Genomic DNA, 18,693 nt, shown 5'->3' with positions numbered 1-18,693 from the left:
CAACACTCAGGCTTGAACCTTATGCCGAACTGGACGTTGCAACCTGTTACCCGCGATGCCATTGGCCAAGTGCTGGCGTTTGTCGACAGCGCGCGCCGCGAGCTGTTTCCGGCGCTGGCCAATGCACCGTTGCCCCGGGACCTGGCGCATTTCAGCGAAACCTACCTTGAAGGCGAGGGCTGCTTCCTGGAAGCCCGGGTTGATGAGCGCCTGGTCGGGGTGATCGGCTACCTGCCCTACGACCACCGTTTCAGCCAACTTGATTATGCTGGCGAGCGCGTCGTTGAAGTGGTGCGCCTGTTCGTGCTGCCGGCGTACCGCAGGCGCGGGCTTGCCGCCGCGTTGTTCGGCGCCTTGCGCCAGCAGGCGCTGCAGGCCGGCATCGGTTGCCTCTACCTGCATACCCACCCATTCCTGCCGGGGGCCATCACGTTCTGGGAGCGGCAAGGCTTCGCTGTCGTGGACGTGGAGCCAGACCCGGTCTGGCAAACCACGCACATGCAACTGCGCTTGGGCTGAGCAGGCCAGGCGCCTGGGCTACCCAGGCTTCTGCCGGTAGCTCAGGGGGCGCGAAAGCGCAGGATGCGTGTGCCGTCCCAGGGGTCGGTGAGGTAATGGCCATGAACACCAAAGGTGTGCAGCAGGCACTCGGGGGTCAGTACCTCGAACGGCGTGCCGAGGGCGACCAGCCGGCCTTTGTCGAGCACTGCAACGCGGTCGCAGGTCAGCGCCTGGTTGAGGTCGTGCAGGGCCACCAGGGTGGTCACCTGCAGGGCTTGTACCTGCTGCAGCAGGCTCAGCTGGTGCTGGATGTCCAGGTGGTTGGTCGGTTCGTCGAGCAGCAGCACCTGCGGCCGTTGGGCCAGGGCGCGGGCGATATGCACGCGCTGCCGCTCGCCACCGGACAACGACCCCCAAAGGCGAGCGCGCAGGTGCAAGGCGTCGAGGTCGGCCAGTGCCTGCTCGACAATCGCCCGGTCCGCGCTGGAGAACGGCGCAATGGCTGACAGCCACGGCGTGCGGCCCAAGGCCACCGCGTCGAACACATTGATTGCATCGAGGGTGTCGGCCTGCTGTTCAACCAGTGCCAGGCATTGGGCCACGCGCCGGCGAGGCATGCCTGCCAGTGGCTCGCCCATCAACTGCACGCTGCCGCAGGCCGGCGGGCGCAGGCCGGCCAGCACCTTCAGCAGCGAAGACTTGCCTGAGCCGTTGGGGCCGACGATCGCGAGTGTTTCACCCGCCACCAGGTTGAGATGGATGTCGTGCAGCACCCGTTTGCCGGCCAGTTGCAGGCCGAGATCCTGGCAGCTCAGCGGCGCCAGTTGGAATACAGCCATGACCGTCATGGGCGCCCCCGGCGGCTGACCAGTATCAGCGCGAAGACAGGCGCGCCAAGCAGCGCGGTGACCACGCCCACCGGTATGACCTGGCCGCTGATCAGCGTGCGCGAGAGGATGTCGGCGGCAATCAGAAACAGTGCCCCGCCCAATGCACTGGCAGGCAGCAGGCGGCTGTGTCCGGGGCCGAGCAGCAGGCGCAGGGCGTGTGGAATGACCAGCCCGACGAAACCGATGGCGCCGACGATGGACACCATCACGGCCGTTACCAGCGCCGCGCAACTGATCAGCAGTAACTGGCTGCGCCGCACCGGTATGCCCAGCGAAGCTGCCGAGTCGGCGCCGAAGGTGAAGGCATCCAGCGCGCGGCGATGCCACAGGCACACCAGCAAGCCGAACAGTGCCACTGGCACGGCTAGCCATACTGCGGGCCAGCGCACGCCACTGAGGTTGCCCAGTAGCCAGAACAGGATGCCCCGTGCCTGCTCGGCGGTGGCCGACTTGGTGATCAGGAATGCCGTCAGGGCATTGAACAGTTGCGACCCGGCGATACCAGCCAGAATCACCTGGGCGTTATTGCTGCCAGGGCCTGCCGCGCGGGCCAGCACCAGCACCAGGGCAAAGGCCGCCAGGGCACCGATGAAGGCGCCGGCCGACATGCTCAAAGCCAGGCTGCCCAGGCCCAGCAGGCCAACCAGTACGGCACCGGTCGAAGCGCCGGCGGACAGCCCCAGCAGGTAGGGCTCGGCCAGGGGATTGCGCAGCAGCGCCTGGAGGATCACGCCGCAGGTGGCCAGGCCGGCACCGCAGGCCGCCGCAACCAGTGTGCGGGTCAGGCGATAGTTCCAGATGATCCCGGCATCGATCGGGTCGACCGGATAACCGGCTTGCCACAGCTGGTTGGCCAGCACCTGGCCGACCACGCGCGGTGCCAGGCCGGTTTCGCCAATGGCTGTGCCGGCGAGCAGGGCCGCCAGCAGTGCGGCCACGGCCAGGCCGATACAGGCTGACAGTCGACTGATCACTGGCTGGCTTTACCGCTGGCAAAAGCGGCCGCCAACGTTTGCACGCCACGGAACAGGCGGATACCCGCCTGCATGGCGTCGGCGTCGAGGATGATGATGCGGTCGTGTTTCACCGCGTCCATGTTGCGGGTTACCGGGTCGCTGCGCAGGAATGCCAGCTTCTTCTGGTAGTCGTCGGCGGGGAAACGCCGGCGGTCCATGCGGGCGATGATCAGCCAGGTGGGGTTGGCCCTGGCCAGGGTTTCCCAACCTACGGTGGGCCACTCCTCGCTGGACTCGACCACATTGCGCACCCCCAGGGTGCGCAGCATGAAGTCGGCGACCCCTTGGCGGCCCGCGACGTAAGGGTCGATGACCAGGTTGGCGCTGGAGAACCAGAACAGTGCCGAGGTGCCCGACAGGTCCTTGCCCGCCAATTGCGCGCGGGCGCTGTCCAGGCGGCCTTTGAGCTCGGCGTTCAGGGCCACGCCGCGCGCCTGTACATCGAAGATCTCCGCCAGCTGGCTGACGCTCTTGTAGATACTGTCGACCTGGAACGCCTGCAGGCGGGTGCCGTCGGCACCGATCAGGTTGTCCTTGCCCTCACAGTCCGAGGGCAACAGGTAGGTGGGGATGTTCAGTTCGGCGAACTGTTCGCGCGTACCGACCACACCCTGCGGCCCGACCATCCACTCGAACTGCACGGCCACCAGTTGCGGGCGTTGGCCAACCACCGCCTCGAAACTGGGTTCGTTGTCGGCCAGGCGCGGTACCGTGGCGTTCATGGCCTGGTATTCGGGCAACACATTGTTGAACCACAGCGAACTCGCCGCCAGCTTGTCACCCAGGCCCAGGGCATAGAGCATCTCGGTGCCGGCCTGGCCGATGGTCACGGCGCGCTGTGGCGCCTGGGCAAAGCTCTGCGGCTTACCGCAGTTGTCCACCGTCAGCGGGTACTGGGTGGCGGCGGCCTGGGCCAGGCCGCTGAGGCTGAGGCCGGCAAGCAGGGTGGCGAAGCGGGGCAGCATGCTGGGCGATCTCCTATCGGACAGTTCACGGAATGAACGCACGGACAGACATCGCCGTGCCCTTGCCAGCGGCAAAGGCAACACAATGGCCAATCCCGGGCACCCCGCCGGTTGGTGAATGTTGGCCGGCAGGTCTCCTGACTGGTGCGTCACGGCCCGGCTCCGGCCTTCCCGGGTAGTACACCCAGTGGCGTCGATGGAGCAGGCTCGGCACTTACAGTTGCGGGGGCAGTTCCGTTTGGCCCGTGTTGGCGGGCCGGGGATTCCCTATTGATTCCGTGATGGAAACCGGCGGCCCGCATGGTAGACCATCGCGCCGCCGGGTGAAAACGCTTTTCAGAAGTACTTCAGCCAGCGGATGTCGCGCCGCCGCTGTTTCAGCCGGGCGAACCAGTGCACCGGCCGGTACAGCGAAGCCGCCAGCAACAGCGCCACGCACCATACCGCCGCGACGCCGTCGAAGCCGAAATAGCTGCCGTGGTTGCTGCCGAACAGCGCCACGCAGGCCAGGTACAGCAGCTTCAGCACATACAGGTGCAGCAGGTAGAGGAACATCGGCGCTGCACCGAACACCGCCAGGGCGCTGATCCAGCGGGCCTGGCCGGCGCGCTCGAATGCGCGCAGCAACAGCAGGCCGCAGCCCAGGGTCAGTGCCAGGAACAACAGCGAAGGCGGGTACTTGGTGAGGTTGAAGAAGCTCATCAGGGTGTGTGTGAGCGTGGGGTAGCTGCTCCACGCGGCTTCGCCATAGCCGTTGAATACGCGCAGCACGAAAAAGCCCAGCAGCGCCAGCAGCCCGCCAAGCAGCAGGCAGCGCTGACGTGGCCCGGCCTGGCTGCCGCGGGCAAACCATGGCCCAAGGCAGTAGCCCAGGGCGATCACCCCGATCCACGGCAGTACCGGGTAGGACGTGCGCAGCCGCAGCGTGTCGGACAACGTCAGCCAGCCGCGGTCATGCAGAATCGCCCAGGGCACGTGCAGGGCAGACCCCGGGGCAAAGTGCAGGCTGTCGAGCAGGTTATGCCCGGCAATGATGACGGCACTCACGCCGAGCAGCGCCGGGCGTGGCAGCCACACCAGCAACGACAGGGCGAGCATGCTGATGCCGATGGCCCAGATCACCTGCAGGTAGATCACCGTGGGCGGCAGCTGGAACGTCCAGGCAAAGTTGACCAGGGTGAACTCCAGCGCCACCAGAAACAGCCCGCGCTTGAACAGGAACGCCGCGACATCGCCACGGCCCTGGCGCTTTTCGCCATACAGTCAGGCCGAGAGCCCGGTCAGCAGCACGAACACCGGCGCGCACAGGTGCGCCAGGGTACGGCTGGCGAACAGTGCCGGCTCGGTGGTATCGATGGCCATCGGGTCGCTGACCTGGCGGTGCAGGAAGAAGGTTTCGCGCACGTGGTCCAGGAGCATGAACAGGATTACCAGACCGCGCAGGGCGTCGATGCTCTGCAGGCGCTGGTTGAGTTGGGTGGGACTGGGGCTGGCGCTTGTCATGGAGGGTCGCTGATGAAAAAAAGCCTGAATGAAATGTTATGTTATATCCATATGGCCATGCACGGGTAGGTTTTTTGCTCAGCGCCGGGTTGGCTTTTCGCCGTGAAGCTGCGCTACGCCAACCCGGGCTGCCCGCTTCAGAAGCTGTAGTCCAGCGTCGCAAAGTAGGAACGTGGCGTTCCCATCAGCCATTGCTGGCCGCTGAACGCCGCCTGCACATATTCGCGGTCGAACAGGTTGTTCACCTGCAACCCCACTTTCACCTGCGGCAGAACCTGCCAGCCGATCGTGGCGTCGACCACGGTATAGCCTGGGGCGCTCTGGGTATTGGCGTTATCGGCGTAACGTTCATCCACATAGCGCGCGCCCACCCCCAACTCGATCTGCTGGCCAATACCTTTGCTCAGCCACAGGTTGGCAGTGCGCCGAGGCACGTTGGCCGGGCGGTTGCCGGCACGGTCCTGCACCGCTGCGCCCACCTGTTCGTCAAACGCGTCATACCGGGCGCGCAGCAGCGCTGCGTTGGCAGACACCCGCCACTGGTGGGCCAGCGCCAGTTCCACGGTTGCCTCCAGCCCATCCGACGTCTGCTGGCCAGCCTGTTGGGGCTGGTGCGTGAGGGGGTCGTCTACCAGCAGCTTCTGCTTGACGATGTGGTAGGCCGCCAAGGTCCATTCGCCATCCCCGCCCCAGAAACGTTGCTTGAGGCCCACCTCGGTCTGTTTCGCCTGGGTGAGGTCGTAGTGCATCTGGTTGGGGCTGAGGCTTATCAGGTTGTTGACCCCATCCTCGCTGGTGGAGTACTGGCCATACAGCGACAGCGCGTCACTGAGTGCATACACCAGCCCCGCACGCCAGTTGCCACCTTGCAGGCTGCGGTCGCTGCGGCTGGCATTGGTCAGGTTGTCGCGGTCGATGTGGTGCTGGTCGCGGCGCACCCCGGTCACCAGCGACAGGCGCTCAGTGAGTTGCAGGCGGTTTTCGCCGAACAGGGCAAAGGTATGGGTGGTGGACAGGCTTTGCGGGCGCAGCGGCGACCCGCTGTGGAATACGCCCGGCTGCGGCTGCCACGGGTCGATGTAGTCACCGCCTACGTCGTTGTAGGGGCTGTTGCTGTCGACGTTGAAGCGCACCTTGTTGTACTCGGCGCCGAGCACGGTTCTGCTGGCCAGGCCGAACAGCGAATGGTCGAGGGTGAAGGTCTGGCGGTCGCCGAACTGCTCCTGGTCGTGCTTGATTTCCAGGTAGCTGCCGCGCAGCAACTGCTGGCGCCCGGCGTCCCATTCATACTGCTCGGCGTTGCGCCAATGGCGGCGGCTACTGATGTAGTACAGCTGGTTGCTGGCGCTGAGGTGGTCGTTGAGTGCCCAGTCGGTGGTCAGGCGGGTCCACTGGTCGTCGTAGCGCTGCACGTCGTTCTGCAGGTTGTAGTTTTTCTTGCGCAGGCTGCTGCGGTAATGGCCGTCGATCAGCGGCGTGCCGTAGTAGTTGGCAGGCTGCGCCGCACCGCGCTCATGGGCCAGGGTAAAGCTGAGGTCGTCACTGGCATCGAAGCGCAGGGCCGCGCTGAGCGCCAGGCTGCGTGAGGGGGTGCGGTCCACCCAGCCATTGCCGGCTTGCTGGTTCAGCGTCAGGCGATAGCTCAGGCGCTCGCTGAGGCTGCCACCGCTGTCCAGGCCGAGTTGCTGGTGGTCCCAGCTGCCATATCCAAGCCGCAGCTGGTTGCGCACCGTACCGGCAACCGGTTTTTTCGGGATGACGTTGACCACCGCGCCGGTGGCGCCTTCGCCGTAGAGCACCGATGCCGGGCCGCGAAGCACATCGATACGTTCGACCATCCACGGGTCGACCGGGAAGGTCTGGGTGCCGGCTCCGGTGAACAGGCGGGCCCCATCGAACAAGGTCATGACCGAGCCGTGCCCGGCAAAGCCGCGGGCGGACAGGCCGGTGCCACCGTCGCCGGGGGAGCCGATGAAGGTAATGCCTGGCGAGCGGGTTACGGCATCCTGCACGGTCAGGTTGTTGCGCTGCTGGATCTGCTCGGCGCTGATGCTGCTGGTACTGGCTGGCGTTTCCAGGGCGCTGAGCCCCAGGCGCGAGCCGGCCTGGGTCGGCGTGGCCAAGTCGCTGGCATGGCTGTCGAGGGTGTCGGTGATGGCCGTGGAGGGCAATGCCAGGGGCTGCGGTCCGCGGTCATCGGCCAGGGCCGGAAGCGTGACGGCCAGGCAGGCCGCCAGGGGGTGAAGCTTGAACATACGGGACATGTCGTTCCACTGCTGCAGGAATGAATGGATCCCGGTGGAAAACACGCAAAGGAGGGCTCCGTACAGGCAAGCGCGCGCACGGATACCGGCCTGCGCCCGCCCACCGCGGGGTGCCAAATGAAGCCTCAGGCCGGTCTCCGGGCTTGCGAGGGGCATGAAACCTTCACCTTCCCATGCCTGAGCACAGTGGTATCTCGAAGGGTTCGCTCACTTACCGTTGCGGGGGCAGCGCCGGACTTGTCGTGATCAACACGACGCACCGGCTTCCCGTTTCACCCTGCGCGCGGCGGCGCAGGGCACCTGAAACTGGCGCGCATCTGAGCACCTGGCGGTGCCTTCGTCAAGGCAGATCGTGAAGAACGATCAGCGCCCACGCCGCCGCGAAACCCGGGCTTCGATATTCTTGCGCCCGATCAGCAGCGGCGGCTTCTCTGCCACTGGCTCATCGGCCAGCCACTTGTACATCACCAGGCAGTCCACCAGCCCCAGCCGGGCATGGCGATAGGCCTTGGGCAGCCGGCCAACCGTTTCGAACCCCAGCTTGTGCCACCGGGCGACTGCCACTTCATTGGTGGCCACCACCGAGTTGAACTGCAGGGCCAGAAAGCCTTCCTGGCGCGCCAGTTTCTGCGAGTGCTCGCACATCAACCTGGCCACGCCGCGCCCGCGCGCTTGGGCGCAGACCATGTAGCCGCAATTGCCGACATGCGCACCGGGCCCTGCCGCATTGGGCTTGAGGTAGTACGAGCCCAGCAGTTGACCCTCTTCTTCGGCCAGCAAGGTGCGCAAAGGCAGCTCCAGCCACAGGTGGCGGGCCTGTTCGAAGCTCAGGGACGGGTCGTAGGCATAGGTTTCGCAGGCCTGGACAGTGGCCTGGAAAGTGGGCCAGAAGCGCTCGAAGTCTTCGGCCGTCATGGGGCGGATGTGGATCATGCGGGTTCCTGCGCGGGTTTAGCCGCCCAGTCTGCGGGGCACGGCGCCGTCGCGCAAGGGCGGCGCCGTTCGGGCTCAACCGTTGGCCTTGCCCACTGCATCCAGGGCCCTGGCCGAGTAGACCAGCGCGGCACCCGCGTTCATCGCCACCGCCACACCCAACGCCTCGGCAATCTCCTCACGGGTAGCGCCATGCTTCACCGCTTGCTGCGAATGCACGGCGATACAGCCGTCGCAACGGGTGGTTACCGCCACGGCCAGGGAGATCAGTTCGCGGGTCTTGGCGTCCAGATGACCGGTTTTGGCCCCGGCGCCGCTGGCGGTCATGTAGCCGGCCACGGTGTCGGGGGAAAGTTGCTTCAGATCGCCGATGCCGGCCATCAACTGCTTTCGGTAGGCATCCCAGTCCATCATGCTCATCGTCGTCACCTTGGGGTGGTTGCGAATGGAGCTTTCAGGCTAGTCGAAGCGTGGCGAACGTGCGGCTTGTACTTTGGTGCATGCCCAGTCATGCCTTTGGCTGCACCTTCGCACAGGCCGCTGGCAACACACGGACTCAGATGTAGATGAACACCAGCAGCAACGCTGCCACCACCGCCCACTTCTCCAGGTAGTAGCGCGTGCGATTGCGCTTTTTCAGCGCCTTGCCGCGTTCCCGGATCTTGTAGATCCGGGTGAACAACCGGTTGATGCCGCCGGTCTTGTCTCCGGCGGTGTTGGGGGCTGCGGCAGCCGCCATGACATTGCGGCTGAACCAGCGGTTGAACGCGCTGGCCCAGCGGTACTTGAGCGGGCGTTCGACATCGCAGAACAGAATGATGCGGTTGTGCTCGGTATTGTTGGCCGCGTAGTGGATGTAGGTTTCATCGAAAACCACCCCTTCACCGTCGCGCCATGAGTATTTCTCGCCGTCTACCTCGATGTAGCAGGCGTCGTCGTTCGGTGTGTCCAGGCCCAGGTGATAGCGGTAGGAGCCGGCATACGGGTCACGGTGGCGCACCAGCTTGGCCCCCGGTGGCAGGGTGGCGAACATGGCCGCCTTGACCGTGCCGATACCTTGCAGCAGTTCGGTGGTGCGTGGGCACAGGGCCATTGCCGACGGGTGGCTTTCGCCGTACCACTTCAGGTAAAAGCGCTTCCAGCCGGTTTTGAAGAACGAGTTGAAGCCCACGTCGTCGTAGTTGTCGGACTTCTTGATTTCGCCTACCTGCAGCAGTTGCCGGCCTTCTTCGCGAATTTCCTGCCAGTGCTCCTGCAGCGGTTTCAGTTCGGGAAAGGCCTCGACGGGCAGGTACGGTTTGGCCGGGTGTTTGGAAAACAGGTACAGAAAACTGTTGATCGGGGCCAGAAAGCTGGAGTGATCGCCCAGTTGGCGGGTCAGCTTGTGACGGACCCGACCGCGCAGGTGAACGTACGCGATCGAGAGAACGAAGAGGAGGACGAGTGCAATTTTCATGGACGGATACTTGTCGAAAATAAGGCCATGCGCCATGGCATAAGCCCGCCAGCATAAACAATCATGTGGGCAGTTTGTACTTATTGTTACGAAACCATAGGCCGACATTGGTGTAATGCCCTACAGTCGTGCGCAAACGTTTCATGCCCAGGAGTCACCATGGTTCATGATGTACGCCCCAGCGGCAGTCCGTTCAAACGGCTGTTTTTCGCCTTGCCGGTCAGCGATGTCCAGCGCCGCGCTCTGGCCCAGTTCCGTCGCGGCCTGAACCTGCGCAGCGGCAAACCGGTGCCGGCCGCCAACTTTCATGTCACGTTGCTGTTCCTGGGCGATGTGGATGCCGCCCTGGTGCCGGCAATCTGTGCGGCGGTCGATCAACTGGCGCTGCCGGGCAGGGTACCCCGGTTGACACTTGACCGCTTGCAGGTGTGGCAGCGCTCCAGCGCCCTGGTACTGGAGGCGCAGCAGGTGCCAGCAGCGCTGATGCGCCTGGTGTACGGCCTGCAGCAGGCGCTGCTGCCTTTTGCCGGGCAAGCTGCCAAGCGCGACTACCGCCCGCACCTGACGCTTGCCAGGGATTTTCGGGGCCACTTGCCAGAGGCCGGCAGCGCGCCGGCGTTTTTCCTCGGCGCCCCGCACTTCACGTTGTATGAATCGCGCAAGGGCGCCTACTGGCCGTTGGCGCAATGGCCACTGGCGCCCTCAAGTGCCACGCCTGGTGACTGACGGGTGATTGCCCGCCGCCCTTCAGTCAAACCGGCAAGCTTTGGTAGGGCAGTTCATCCCCTGGGCTGCGTTCGAACTGGCGCTTGTATTCGCGGCTGAACTGCGACGTGCTCTGGTAGCCCACCCGGTGCGCCGTCTGGGCTACACCCAGGCCTTCGCCGATCAGCATTTGCTGGGCCTTGAGCAACCGCAGGCGTTTGAGGTATTGCATGGGCGCCATGTCGGTGCAGCGCTTGAAGTGTTCGTGAAAGGTCGAAACACTCATGTTGGCCCGTGCCGCGAGCGTCTCCACGCTCAGGGGCTCGCTATAGTGCTCGCGCAAGTGGGCGAGGGCGGCGCCGATACGGGCAAAGTGCCCTTGTTGTTCCACCAGCGCCCGCAACACCCCAGCCTGCGGGCCGCGCAGCGCGGTGTAAAGCACTTCACGCACCCTCGCCGGGCCCAGAACCTTGGCATCCAGTGGGTCCTGCAGGCACTGCAGCAGGCGCTCCACACTGTCGCGCATGGGCGCATCCAGTGCTGCGGAAGTCATCGATTGCGGTGTTTGCGCCTGCACGGCAGGGTCTGGCGCCAGGTCCATGCTTTGTACCAGTTCACCCAGCACGCCACGGTCGATGTCCACTGCCACGCCCAATAACGGCGCCTCGCGGGTGGCGAAGGTTTCACACATGAAGGGCACCGACAACGCCTGCACCAGGTAGTGGCCGGCACCGTACTCAAGGGTGCGTGGCCCCAGGCGCGCCAGCTTGCTGCCCTGGGCCAGGATCATCAGGCTGGGCTCGTAGATTTGCGGGCTGCTGGCGACATAGTGGTCCCAGCTCAGTACCTGCACCTGGGGCAGGTGCGTAGGCACGAAGCCCGGGCGCGTGGCCAGGCAGCGGATCAGGGCGCAGAGGGGCGCATTGGCATCGACGTGGCGGGTCAGTTGCATGATGAACCAGGGCAGAGGATCAGACAGCCTAATGATCGCAGATTGACGGTATCGCGCCAGTAGCACAAAGGCAGGTTCGGAGAATCAGGCATGCATGCCGGAGAATCAGCCGTGTGCGCGAGAGCGAATGGTGGGCACAATCGCCCCACTGAATCGTTTCATTCTACAGCGAGGTCCAGCATGTATACCGCCATCGGTTACGCCGCCCAAACCCCTACCAGCCCCCTGGCGCCTATGACTTTCGAGCGCCGCAGCCCGCGCCCGGACGATGTCGCCATCGAGATCCTGTACTGTGGCGTGTGCCACTCCGACATCCACCAGGCGCGCAACGAATGGGGCATTGCCGTATACCCGCTGATGCCTGGCCACGAAATCATCGGCCGCGTCACCGCCACGGGCGACCAGGTTACCGCCTACAAGGTAGGTGACCTGGTAGGCGTGGGTTGCATGGTCGACTCCTGCCGCCACTGCGAGGCGTGCGCCAAGGACCTGGAGCAATACTGTCAGCAAGGCCCGACCATGACCTACGCCACCCCGGACCGGGTCGACGGCAGCAACACCATGGGCGGCTACTCCAGCAGCATCGTGGTCAGCGAGCATTTCGTGCTGCGCATTCCGGCCGGCATGGACCTGCCCAGCGCCGCGCCGATCCTGTGCGCCGGTATCACCACCTATTCGCCGCTCAAGCACCATGGTGTCGGCCCAGGGCACAAGGTCGGCATCCTGGGCATGGGCGGGCTGGGCCACATGGGCATCAAGCTGGCCAAGGCGCTGGGCGCAGAAGTGACCTTGTTCACCCGCTCCCAGGCCAAGGCCGAAGAAGCGCGGCGCCAGGGCGCCGACCATGTGATCGTGTCCACCGATGCCGAGCAGATGCGCGCTGCGGCCGACCGTTTCGATTTCCTGCTCGATACCATTCCGGTGCAGCACGACCTGAACCCGTACCTGGAAACGCTGAAGTTCGACGGGGTGCACATTCTGGTCGGCCTGATCGAGCCGATCGACCCGGCCGTGCATGCGGCCAACCTGGTCATGAAGCGTCGGGTGCTGGCGGGGTCGTTGATTGGGGGTATCGCCGAGACCCAGGAAGTGCTTGATTTCTGTGCCGAACACGATATCCGCTGCGATATCGAGATGCTGGACATCCGCAATATCAACCAGGCGTACGAGCGCATGATCGCCGGTGAGGTGAAATACCGTTTCGTGATCGACATGGCCACACTGCAGGCCTGATCGAGGCCAGCGCCGGCCGCTATGCGGGCAAGCCGCGAAGCGGCCGGCTGGCAGGCCGGGGCAGGCTTGGCTACCAGGCCAGCGGTTTGTCCCAGCCCTTCCAGAACAGCCACCGGCGCACCTCCCCATGCGCGCCGGTACCGATCTGCCACGCCGGCCGGCCGCTGTCGAGGGCAATCTCCGCCACAATCCCGGCATGGCTGGCGGCCACCAGGGTACGCCCGTCGGCGCTGATGTCCATGGCGCTGATGGTCGAGCCCAGGTAGTGCTGCCAATGCTCCTGGCCATCTTCGCCAAAGGCCCGCAGGTAGCCGTAGGCATCACCGATGATGTATTCGCCAGCGCGAGCCACCCCGGCATAGACACGCGCGCCATCCTGCACCAGTGGGGTGCGCGGGTCCTGGCTGTAGTAATCGGTGCGCAGCCCCGGCAGGTCGGCTACCCGTACCGCCAGCGTGGCACCGCTGTAGAAGTGGCAGGCGTTGAGGAGCAACTGGTCACCCCGCTGGTTGAAGAGCGCGAAATGCGGGTATTCGCTGCCGGGACCAATCTCGGCCACCCACCTGAGCCGGTCGTCCAGCACCAGGTGCCGGCTGCCTTGCTCACCCACCACGACCCAGCGGCCATCCGCCGACACCGCGCCGTGCTCCATGCTCAGCCCGAGGCTGATGTCCTCCGGCTCGGTGCCTTCGGCCAGGGCGTCGAGTACCCGCGCCTGGTGCGGCAGCAGGCGGGTTGCGCCGTCGCTGGCCAACACGAAGGTGCCATCGGCACTGACCAGCAGCACGCGTTGGCCGTCCGGGAAAGGGATCAATGCGGTGGGCGCGGGTGGCAGGTCGAACGGCTCGAACGGGTAGCCGGCCGGCAACCCTTCCAGGCCGGTCGGCCAGGCCAGGCGCTGTACCTGCGGGCCGCCCCAGCCAGCGGTCACCCGGACGCCTTCGGCATTGCCCAGGGCAAAGTAGCGGCGGGCCGGGCAGCGGCCGAAGCACTCGACGCCGATCACCGGGGTGACCCCATGGCGATCGATACGCAGCACCTGGCCTTTTTCGTGCGGCATGCCGATGCGCGCCAGCAGGCTACCGTCGCCCAGCAGCAGGACATTGCTGATGCCCTGGCCATGCTCATCGAGCAACGGTACCAGCGGTTGGTGGGCAGGCGGCCAGGCTTGGCGGAAGGCTTGGCGTTGCTGCTCGCTGCAGTCCGGGCGGTTGGCTGCCTGCAAGGCTGCCAGCCAGGCGTCGAGCAGGTGGTCGGTGGCGGGCACTTGTGGCGCTTGAAGGTTGTCCCAGCCTTGGGCACGGCCTTGTGCGACGTAGTCGTTGACGGCCTGGGCATAGGCGATGACCGCCTGCTGCCATTGCTGCTGGGGGTACTGCTTGTCCATGAGTGGATCGGGCTCCTTGCTGCAACGTGTTTCACTTCAAGTGGGCATGGTACTCCTTATGCCCGACTTGCGGTTGTTGGCCCCGGGTGTGACGCGTACCATGCCGGCATTCCTATTCATGACACTGCGTACGTCGGCAACCCCGTAGACGGGGGCCCTGGCGCGCGACCTGTTGCTTTTTCACGGAGACTCTCTTTCTACAATGAACGGACCTGTACCCAGCCACCTGCCACCCGGCACGGGCAGCGGCAGTTGGCTTAGCGTCATCGCCTTGGCCCTGGCGGCCTTCATTTTCAATACCACCGAATTCGTTCCAGTGGCGCTGCTCAGTGACATTGGCGGCAGCTTCGAGATGAGCACTGCCCAGGTCGGCCTGATGCTGACCATCTATGCCTGGGTGGTGGCGCTGGCGTCTCTGCCGATGATGCTGCTGACCCGCAACATCGAACGGCGGCGCTTGCTGTTGTTGGTGTTCATGGTGTTCATCGTCAGCCACTTGTTGTCCTGGCTGTCGCAAAGCTTCGCCATGCTGCTGGTCAGTCGCATCGGCATTGCCCTGGCGCATGCAGTGTTCTGGGCCATTACCGCTTCGCTGGCGGTGCGCGTGGCGCCGCCCGGGCAGCAGGCCAAGGCGTTGGGCCTGCTGGCCACCGGCACCACCCTGGCCATGGTGCTTGGCATCCCGCTCGGGCGTGTGGTGGGCGAGGCACTGGGCTGGCGCATCACCTTCCTGAGCATTGCCGTGGTAGCGCTGGCGACCATGGTGTGCCTGATGAAGTCGTTGCCGCTGCTGCCCAGCCAGAACTCCGGGTCGCTACGCAGCCTGCCGGTCCTGTTCAGGCGCCCGGCGCTGGTCATCACCTATCTGCTGGTAACCCTGGTGATTACTGCGCAATTCACCGCGTACAGCTATATCGAGCCATTCGCTCTGCACGTGGCGCAGATCGGCGGCGAGCGCACCACGCTGTTGCTGTTGCTGTTCGGGGGGGCAGGGGTACTGGGTTCAGTGTTGTTCAGCCGCTACAGCGAGCGCTTCCCGCAGGGTTTCCTGCTGGGCTCGATGGGGGTGTTGGCGGCGTGCCTGCTGTTGCTGTTGCCACTGTCAGGCAACTTTTATGTGTTCGCGGTGCTGAGCATGTTGTGGGGGGTAGCGATCCTCAGCTTCAGCCTGGCGTTGCAGTCCAGGACCTTGAAGCTGGCCTCTGATGCGACCGACGTGGCCATGGCGCTGTTCTCGGGTATCTACAACATCGGCATCGGGGGTGGGGCCCTGCTGGGCAGCATTGTCAGCAGCCGGATGGATGTGGCGTACATCGGCCTGGTGGGTGGCAGTGTGGCGGTGGCCGGGTTGTTGCTGGCCGTGGCCAGCGCCCGGCGCTTGCGAGAGGCATTACCGCACTGACCGGTCAGGCCCTGCGATGGGCTGCGCGGCAGCCCAAACCGGTGGCAGGGCGTCAGGCCAGCACAGCCGCCCATGCTGAAATCAGCAAAAGCCCCGCCAACAGTTGGTTGAACACCCGTAACCGCTGCGGCGCCTGCAACCAGCGGGCGCTGCCTGCCCCCAGTACCGCCCATGCCCCCATGCACGGCAGGGCAACCAGGCAGAACACCAACGCCAGGTGCCATACCGGTAACCTGGGGGCGGCAAACACCCCCACAACCGCCACGGCCATCAACCACACCTTGGGGTTGACCGCCTGCAGCAAGGCGGCGCTGAGCGCGCTGAAGCCTTGCGCCGTACCCGCATGCAGCGGTGCCCCGGCACTGCGCAGCATTTTCCACGCCAGCCCGCTCAACCACAGCGCTCCGGCCCAGCTCATCAGTTGCTGTGCCAGTGGGTGGCGCAGCAACAGCTCGCCCAGCCCCAGGCCCACCAGCAGCACAATCGTCGCTGCCGTGCAGCAGGCCGCCAGGATCGGCAACAGGCTGGCCCGTACGCCCAGGCGGGCGCCGTGCGCCAGGATCAACAGGTTGGTTGGCCCCGGGCTGAGGCTGGCGACCAAAGCAAACAGGATGAAGGGCAGCATCGACTGAGACATGGGAACGCTCCAGAGCATCAAAGCCCCATGCTCGCTGTTGCCAAGCGGTTCAGTCTGGAAGGTTTGAGCAGCGCCTGCGGTAGTCGGCCGGCGTCAGCTGGTAGGCACGGCGAAACCAGCGGCCCAGGTGGCTCTGGTCGGCAAAGCCCAAGGCCACGGCCACTTGCGCCGAGCACTGGCCTTGGGCGAGCAGCCGCCTTGCCCGGGTCAGGCGCAGCTGGATGAGGTAGGCATGCGGGGCAATGCCGAAGGCGGCCTTGAACGCCCGGGTGAGGCGAAAACGGTCGATGCCGCAGGCCTGGGCCAGGTCGTCGAGGCCAATGTCACGTTTCAGGTTGGCATGCAGGTAGTCCCGCGCGCGCTGTGCGCTCAGCGGCAGGCGCGGGTCGGGGTTGATGCGCCGGCGCCAGTGCAGGTGGCAGGTCAGGCGGGCAAGCAGTTCGTCGGTGGCGGTTTGCCGGACGATGCGCAAGTCCTGGTCATGAACCGCGCGGAAGGCGAGGGCGGTAGCGCTTGCCAAACGTTGGTCATGGCAAAGGGTGTCGGCAAAGCTCGGCAGGCTGCCGCCCGGCGCGTGCTCGAACAGCGACCGCAATTGCTGGTCGAGCCAGAGCGGGTCCAGGTACAGCGTGGAGTAGGTGAAGCCTTCCTCGGTGGGGGCCAGGCCATCGTGAATATCGCCAGGCTCGAGCAAGAACACCTGCCCGGGTGTGCTGCGGTGGCGCACCCGGCGGCAATTGAACTGCTGCACCCCCTGTTCGGTGACGCCCACCAGAAAGCTGTCGTGCCAGTGCGGGTCGTAGGCATGCCCGACAAAATGCGCCCGCACCGACTCGATGCCGGTGTCGGCGTCCTGCTTGAAGTCTATCCAGTTGCTCATGGGGGCATGCCGCCGATTCAAAACGCCAACCTAGCGTAACGGTTGAGTTCAGTCTGGAACAATTGTGCAGCCGCTGGCCAGTGCCGGTTCACGCAGCGCCTCGAAGCGCTCGCGTAGCCACAGGTGCAGTTGGGTTACCGCTGGGGTGAGCTGTTTGCGATGCGGGCAAACCAGCGTGACCGGGGTCGATTCGCCGAGCAGTCTGGGGAGAACGACCTCCAGTTCGCCGGTGGCTATGTTGGCGCTGACGTCCAGCCACGACTTGTACACGATGCCTTCACCCTGTACGGCCAAACGGCGGATGACATCGGCGTCGTCGCTGACCAGCGGCCCGCGCACCTGCACGGTGCGGTTGCCCAGTTGCCATTTGTCGTACACCCGGTTGTGCTGCATGTACAACAGGCATGCATGCTGTTGCAGCGCATCGGGGGTGAGTGGGCGGCCGTGGCGGGCCAGGTAGTCGGGCGAGGCGACCAGCACCCGGCGGTTCCAGGCAGCCAGCGGCAGGGCGATGTAGTTGGCGTCCTGGTTGTGGCCATAACGGATGGCCACGTCTACCGGGTCACGGTTGAGGTCGGCGATCTGGTCAGAGAGAAAGAAGCGCACCTGCAACGCCGGGTGCTCGCGGCGGAAGGCGCTGAGCCATGGCAACAGCATGTTGCGGCCCATGTCGGAGGGCGCCGACACCTGCAGCGTACCGCGCAGGGTGTCAGGGTTGCCATGCAGGTCCTCGTGGCCCTGGCGCAGGCTCTCCAGCACATTCAGTGCGGTCGGCAGGTAGCGCTCGCCCTCTGCGGTCAGGCGCAGGCTGCGGGTGGTGCGGGCGAACAGACGCACGTCCAGGTCGCGCTCCAGGCGCTTGATGGCCGCAGCCACCTGGCCAGGCAGCAAGCCCGCTTCGTGGGCAGCGGCGGTGAAGCTGCCCAGCACGCTGCTACGGGCGAACAGCTCAAGGTCTGCGATGCGCAGCATTTTCACTCCAGGGCCGAAAGTGTCGCTGCATTGTGCCGGTTTTTCTTTTCTGCAGGAAAGATAAGATGAGCGGCAAATTCACTGCTCATACCTGGAGTCGTTGCATGGATACCGTCTCGCTGGCCAAGCGCCGTTACACCACCAAAGCCTACGATGCCTCACGCCGTATTCCCCAGGCCACGGTCGATGCCTTGCTCGAGCAACTGCGCCACAGCCCGTCCTCGGTCAATTCCCAGCCCTGGCACTTCATCGTCGCCGACAGCGCCGAAGGCAAGGCCCGCCTGGCCAAGAGCACCTCGCAGGGCTACGCCTACAACACGCCGAAGCTGCTCGATGCTTCGCACGTGATCGTGTTCTGCACCCGTACCGAAATGACTGAAGCGCACCTGGACAGCGTGCTGGACCAGGAGGCCGCCGACGGGCGCTTCCGGGACGACCAGGCGCGCGCGGCGCAAAACCAGAGCCGCCGTCACTACGTTGACCTGCACCGCTTCGATCTGAAGGACGTGCAGCACTGGATGGAGAAACAGACCTACCTGGCCCTGGGCACGGCGTTGCTGGGTGCTGCGGCGCTGGGGCTGGACGCCACGCCCATTGAAGGTTTCGACAGCAAGCTGCTGGATGCCGAACTGGGCTTGCGCGAGCGGGGGTTCACCAGCGTGGTGATGCTCTGCCTGGGCTATCGCAGTGAGGCCGACTTCAATGCCGGCCTGGGCAAGTCGCGCTTGCCGGCAGCACAGGTATTCACCTTCCTGTAAGCGCGGCTGCCGGGTAATGCCCGTCAGTCAAGCCCTGGTGGCAGCCATTGGGCTGCTTTGCAGCCCATCGCCGGCAAGCCAGCCCACAGGGGGCGCATCAGGGCTGATAGGTGGTTGTCACAAGATATGCAGCGCCTGTGAGATCGAGCGCCGCCCGCGCGGCGCATCGCGAGCTGCGCTCGCTCCTACGTTTGTTTCGGGCCAATTATTCCTGTGGGATTTGCGCGCGAACGCCTTGG

At 65.1% G+C, this 18,693-nt stretch carries 17 protein-coding genes, 1 pseudogene and 2 riboswitches; of the genes and pseudogenes, 5 read left to right on the top strand and 13 right to left on the bottom strand.

Annotated elements, in window-relative coordinates; all coding sequences use genetic code 11:
• Nucleotides 1-21: 21 nt before the first annotated feature.
• Nucleotides 22-519, top strand: a complete 498-nt coding sequence (locus QME24_RS10830) for a GNAT family N-acetyltransferase (protein ID WP_009683983.1) — start codon at nucleotides 22-24, stop codon at nucleotides 517-519.
• 41 nt (nucleotides 520-560) lie between these two features.
• Here QME24_RS10830 and QME24_RS10825 read toward each other — a convergent pair whose 3' ends face one another.
• The 8 genes and pseudogenes from QME24_RS10825 to lpxO all read right to left on the bottom strand — a co-directional run bounded on the left by QME24_RS10825 (nucleotide 561) and on the right by lpxO (nucleotide 9,528).
• Entirely contained in the window at nucleotides 561-1,349 is a 789-nt protein-coding gene (locus QME24_RS10825) for an ABC transporter ATP-binding protein (RefSeq protein ID WP_280091482.1), read from the bottom strand.
• The gene (locus QME24_RS10820; RefSeq protein WP_033690610.1) at nucleotides 1,346-2,362 is read right to left on the bottom strand and encodes an iron ABC transporter permease; all 1,017 of its coding nucleotides are present in this window, start codon (nucleotides 2,360-2,362) and stop codon (nucleotides 1,346-1,348) included. Before QME24_RS10820 ends, QME24_RS10825 begins: the two co-directional genes overlap by 4 nt.
• Nucleotides 2,362-3,372: an ABC transporter substrate-binding protein gene (locus QME24_RS10815; RefSeq protein WP_054905219.1), complete on the bottom strand. Its 1,011-nt coding sequence runs from the start codon at nucleotides 3,370-3,372 to the stop codon at nucleotides 2,362-2,364. The genes QME24_RS10820 and QME24_RS10815 overlap by 1 nt, the downstream gene beginning before the upstream one ends.
• 109 nt (nucleotides 3,373-3,481) lie before the next feature.
• Nucleotides 3,482-3,680: riboswitch (cobalamin riboswitch) on the bottom strand.
• Between the two features lie 28 nt (nucleotides 3,681-3,708).
• Nucleotides 3,709-4,875, bottom strand: a pseudogene (locus QME24_RS10810) (DUF1624 domain-containing protein).
• Between the two features lie 137 nt (nucleotides 4,876-5,012).
• On the bottom strand, nucleotides 5,013-7,139 hold the full coding sequence (locus tag QME24_RS10805; protein WP_232892482.1) for a TonB-dependent receptor: 2,127 nt from the start codon (nucleotides 7,137-7,139) through the stop codon (nucleotides 5,013-5,015).
• Between the two features lie 110 nt (nucleotides 7,140-7,249).
• Nucleotides 7,250-7,458: riboswitch (cobalamin riboswitch) on the bottom strand.
• 44 nt (nucleotides 7,459-7,502) lie between these two features.
• The gene (locus QME24_RS10800; RefSeq protein ID WP_280091483.1) at nucleotides 7,503-8,072 is read right to left on the bottom strand and encodes a GNAT family N-acetyltransferase; all 570 of its coding nucleotides are present in this window, start codon (nucleotides 8,070-8,072) and stop codon (nucleotides 7,503-7,505) included.
• Between the two features lie 75 nt (nucleotides 8,073-8,147).
• Nucleotides 8,148-8,492 carry a carboxymuconolactone decarboxylase family protein gene (locus QME24_RS10795; RefSeq protein ID WP_029884982.1) on the bottom strand — a complete coding sequence of 115 codons (345 nt, stop codon included), beginning with the start codon at nucleotides 8,490-8,492 and terminating at the stop codon, nucleotides 8,148-8,150.
• Nucleotides 8,493-8,628: 136 nt separating this feature from the next.
• Nucleotides 8,629-9,528: a lipid A hydroxylase LpxO gene (gene lpxO, locus QME24_RS10790; protein WP_280091484.1), complete on the bottom strand. Its 900-nt coding sequence runs from the start codon at nucleotides 9,526-9,528 to the stop codon at nucleotides 8,629-8,631.
• Between the two features lie 159 nt (nucleotides 9,529-9,687).
• Between lpxO and thpR the strand changes: the two genes are divergently transcribed.
• A complete protein-coding gene (gene thpR / locus QME24_RS10785; protein ID WP_054905216.1) occupies nucleotides 9,688-10,254 on the top strand; it encodes an RNA 2',3'-cyclic phosphodiesterase in 567 nt (188 codons plus the stop codon).
• Between the two features lie 25 nt (nucleotides 10,255-10,279).
• Here thpR and QME24_RS10780 read toward each other — a convergent pair whose 3' ends face one another.
• On the bottom strand, nucleotides 10,280-11,185 hold the full coding sequence (locus QME24_RS10780) for an AraC family transcriptional regulator (protein ID WP_054905215.1): 906 nt from the start codon (nucleotides 11,183-11,185) through the stop codon (nucleotides 10,280-10,282).
• Nucleotides 11,186-11,365: 180 nt separating this feature from the next.
• Between QME24_RS10780 and calA the strand changes: the two genes are divergently transcribed.
• Nucleotides 11,366-12,418: a vanillin reductase gene (calA, locus tag QME24_RS10775; protein WP_280091485.1), complete on the top strand. Its 1,053-nt coding sequence runs from the start codon at nucleotides 11,366-11,368 to the stop codon at nucleotides 12,416-12,418.
• A gap of 70 nt (nucleotides 12,419-12,488) precedes the next feature.
• On the opposite strand, the gene QME24_RS10770 is transcribed toward calA, so the two are convergent.
• On the bottom strand, nucleotides 12,489-13,805 hold the full coding sequence (locus QME24_RS10770; RefSeq protein WP_275000266.1) for a hypothetical protein: 1,317 nt from the start codon (nucleotides 13,803-13,805) through the stop codon (nucleotides 12,489-12,491).
• Between the two features lie 202 nt (nucleotides 13,806-14,007).
• On the opposite strand from QME24_RS10770, the gene QME24_RS10765 reads away from it, so the two are divergent.
• On the top strand, nucleotides 14,008-15,207 hold the full coding sequence (locus QME24_RS10765) for a sugar transporter (RefSeq protein ID WP_054905214.1): 1,200 nt from the start codon (nucleotides 14,008-14,010) through the stop codon (nucleotides 15,205-15,207).
• A 52-nt stretch (nucleotides 15,208-15,259) separates the two neighbouring features.
• Here the strand turns inward: QME24_RS10765 and QME24_RS10760 are convergent, their stop codons facing one another.
• From QME24_RS10760 to QME24_RS10750, 3 genes are read right to left on the bottom strand one after another with little or no spacing between them, the layout of a single operon-like run.
• Nucleotides 15,260-15,844, bottom strand: coding sequence for a LysE family transporter (locus tag QME24_RS10760; protein WP_054905213.1), 585 nt, complete (start codon nucleotides 15,842-15,844; stop codon nucleotides 15,260-15,262).
• Between the two features lie 49 nt (nucleotides 15,845-15,893).
• Nucleotides 15,894-16,724 (bottom strand): AraC family transcriptional regulator, encoded by an 831-nt coding sequence (locus QME24_RS10755; protein ID WP_280091486.1) that lies wholly within the window; start codon nucleotides 16,722-16,724, stop codon nucleotides 15,894-15,896.
• Nucleotides 16,725-16,772: 48 nt separating this feature from the next.
• Entirely contained in the window at nucleotides 16,773-17,696 is a 924-nt protein-coding gene (locus tag QME24_RS10750; protein WP_281690843.1) for a LysR family transcriptional regulator, read from the bottom strand.
• Between the two features lie 104 nt (nucleotides 17,697-17,800).
• On the opposite strand from QME24_RS10750, the gene QME24_RS10745 reads away from it, so the two are divergent.
• Entirely contained in the window at nucleotides 17,801-18,454 is a 654-nt protein-coding gene (locus QME24_RS10745) for an oxygen-insensitive NAD(P)H-dependent nitroreductase NfsB (protein ID WP_029884991.1), read from the top strand.
• Nucleotides 18,455-18,693: the final 239 nt, after the last annotated feature.

It is taken from the genome of Pseudomonas sp. PARCl1 (assembly GCF_947311875.1).
In the GTDB taxonomy this organism is placed as follows: domain Bacteria; phylum Pseudomonadota; class Gammaproteobacteria; order Pseudomonadales; family Pseudomonadaceae; genus Aquipseudomonas; species Aquipseudomonas juntendi.
This window is presented reverse-complemented; position numbering and strand designations above follow the sequence as displayed.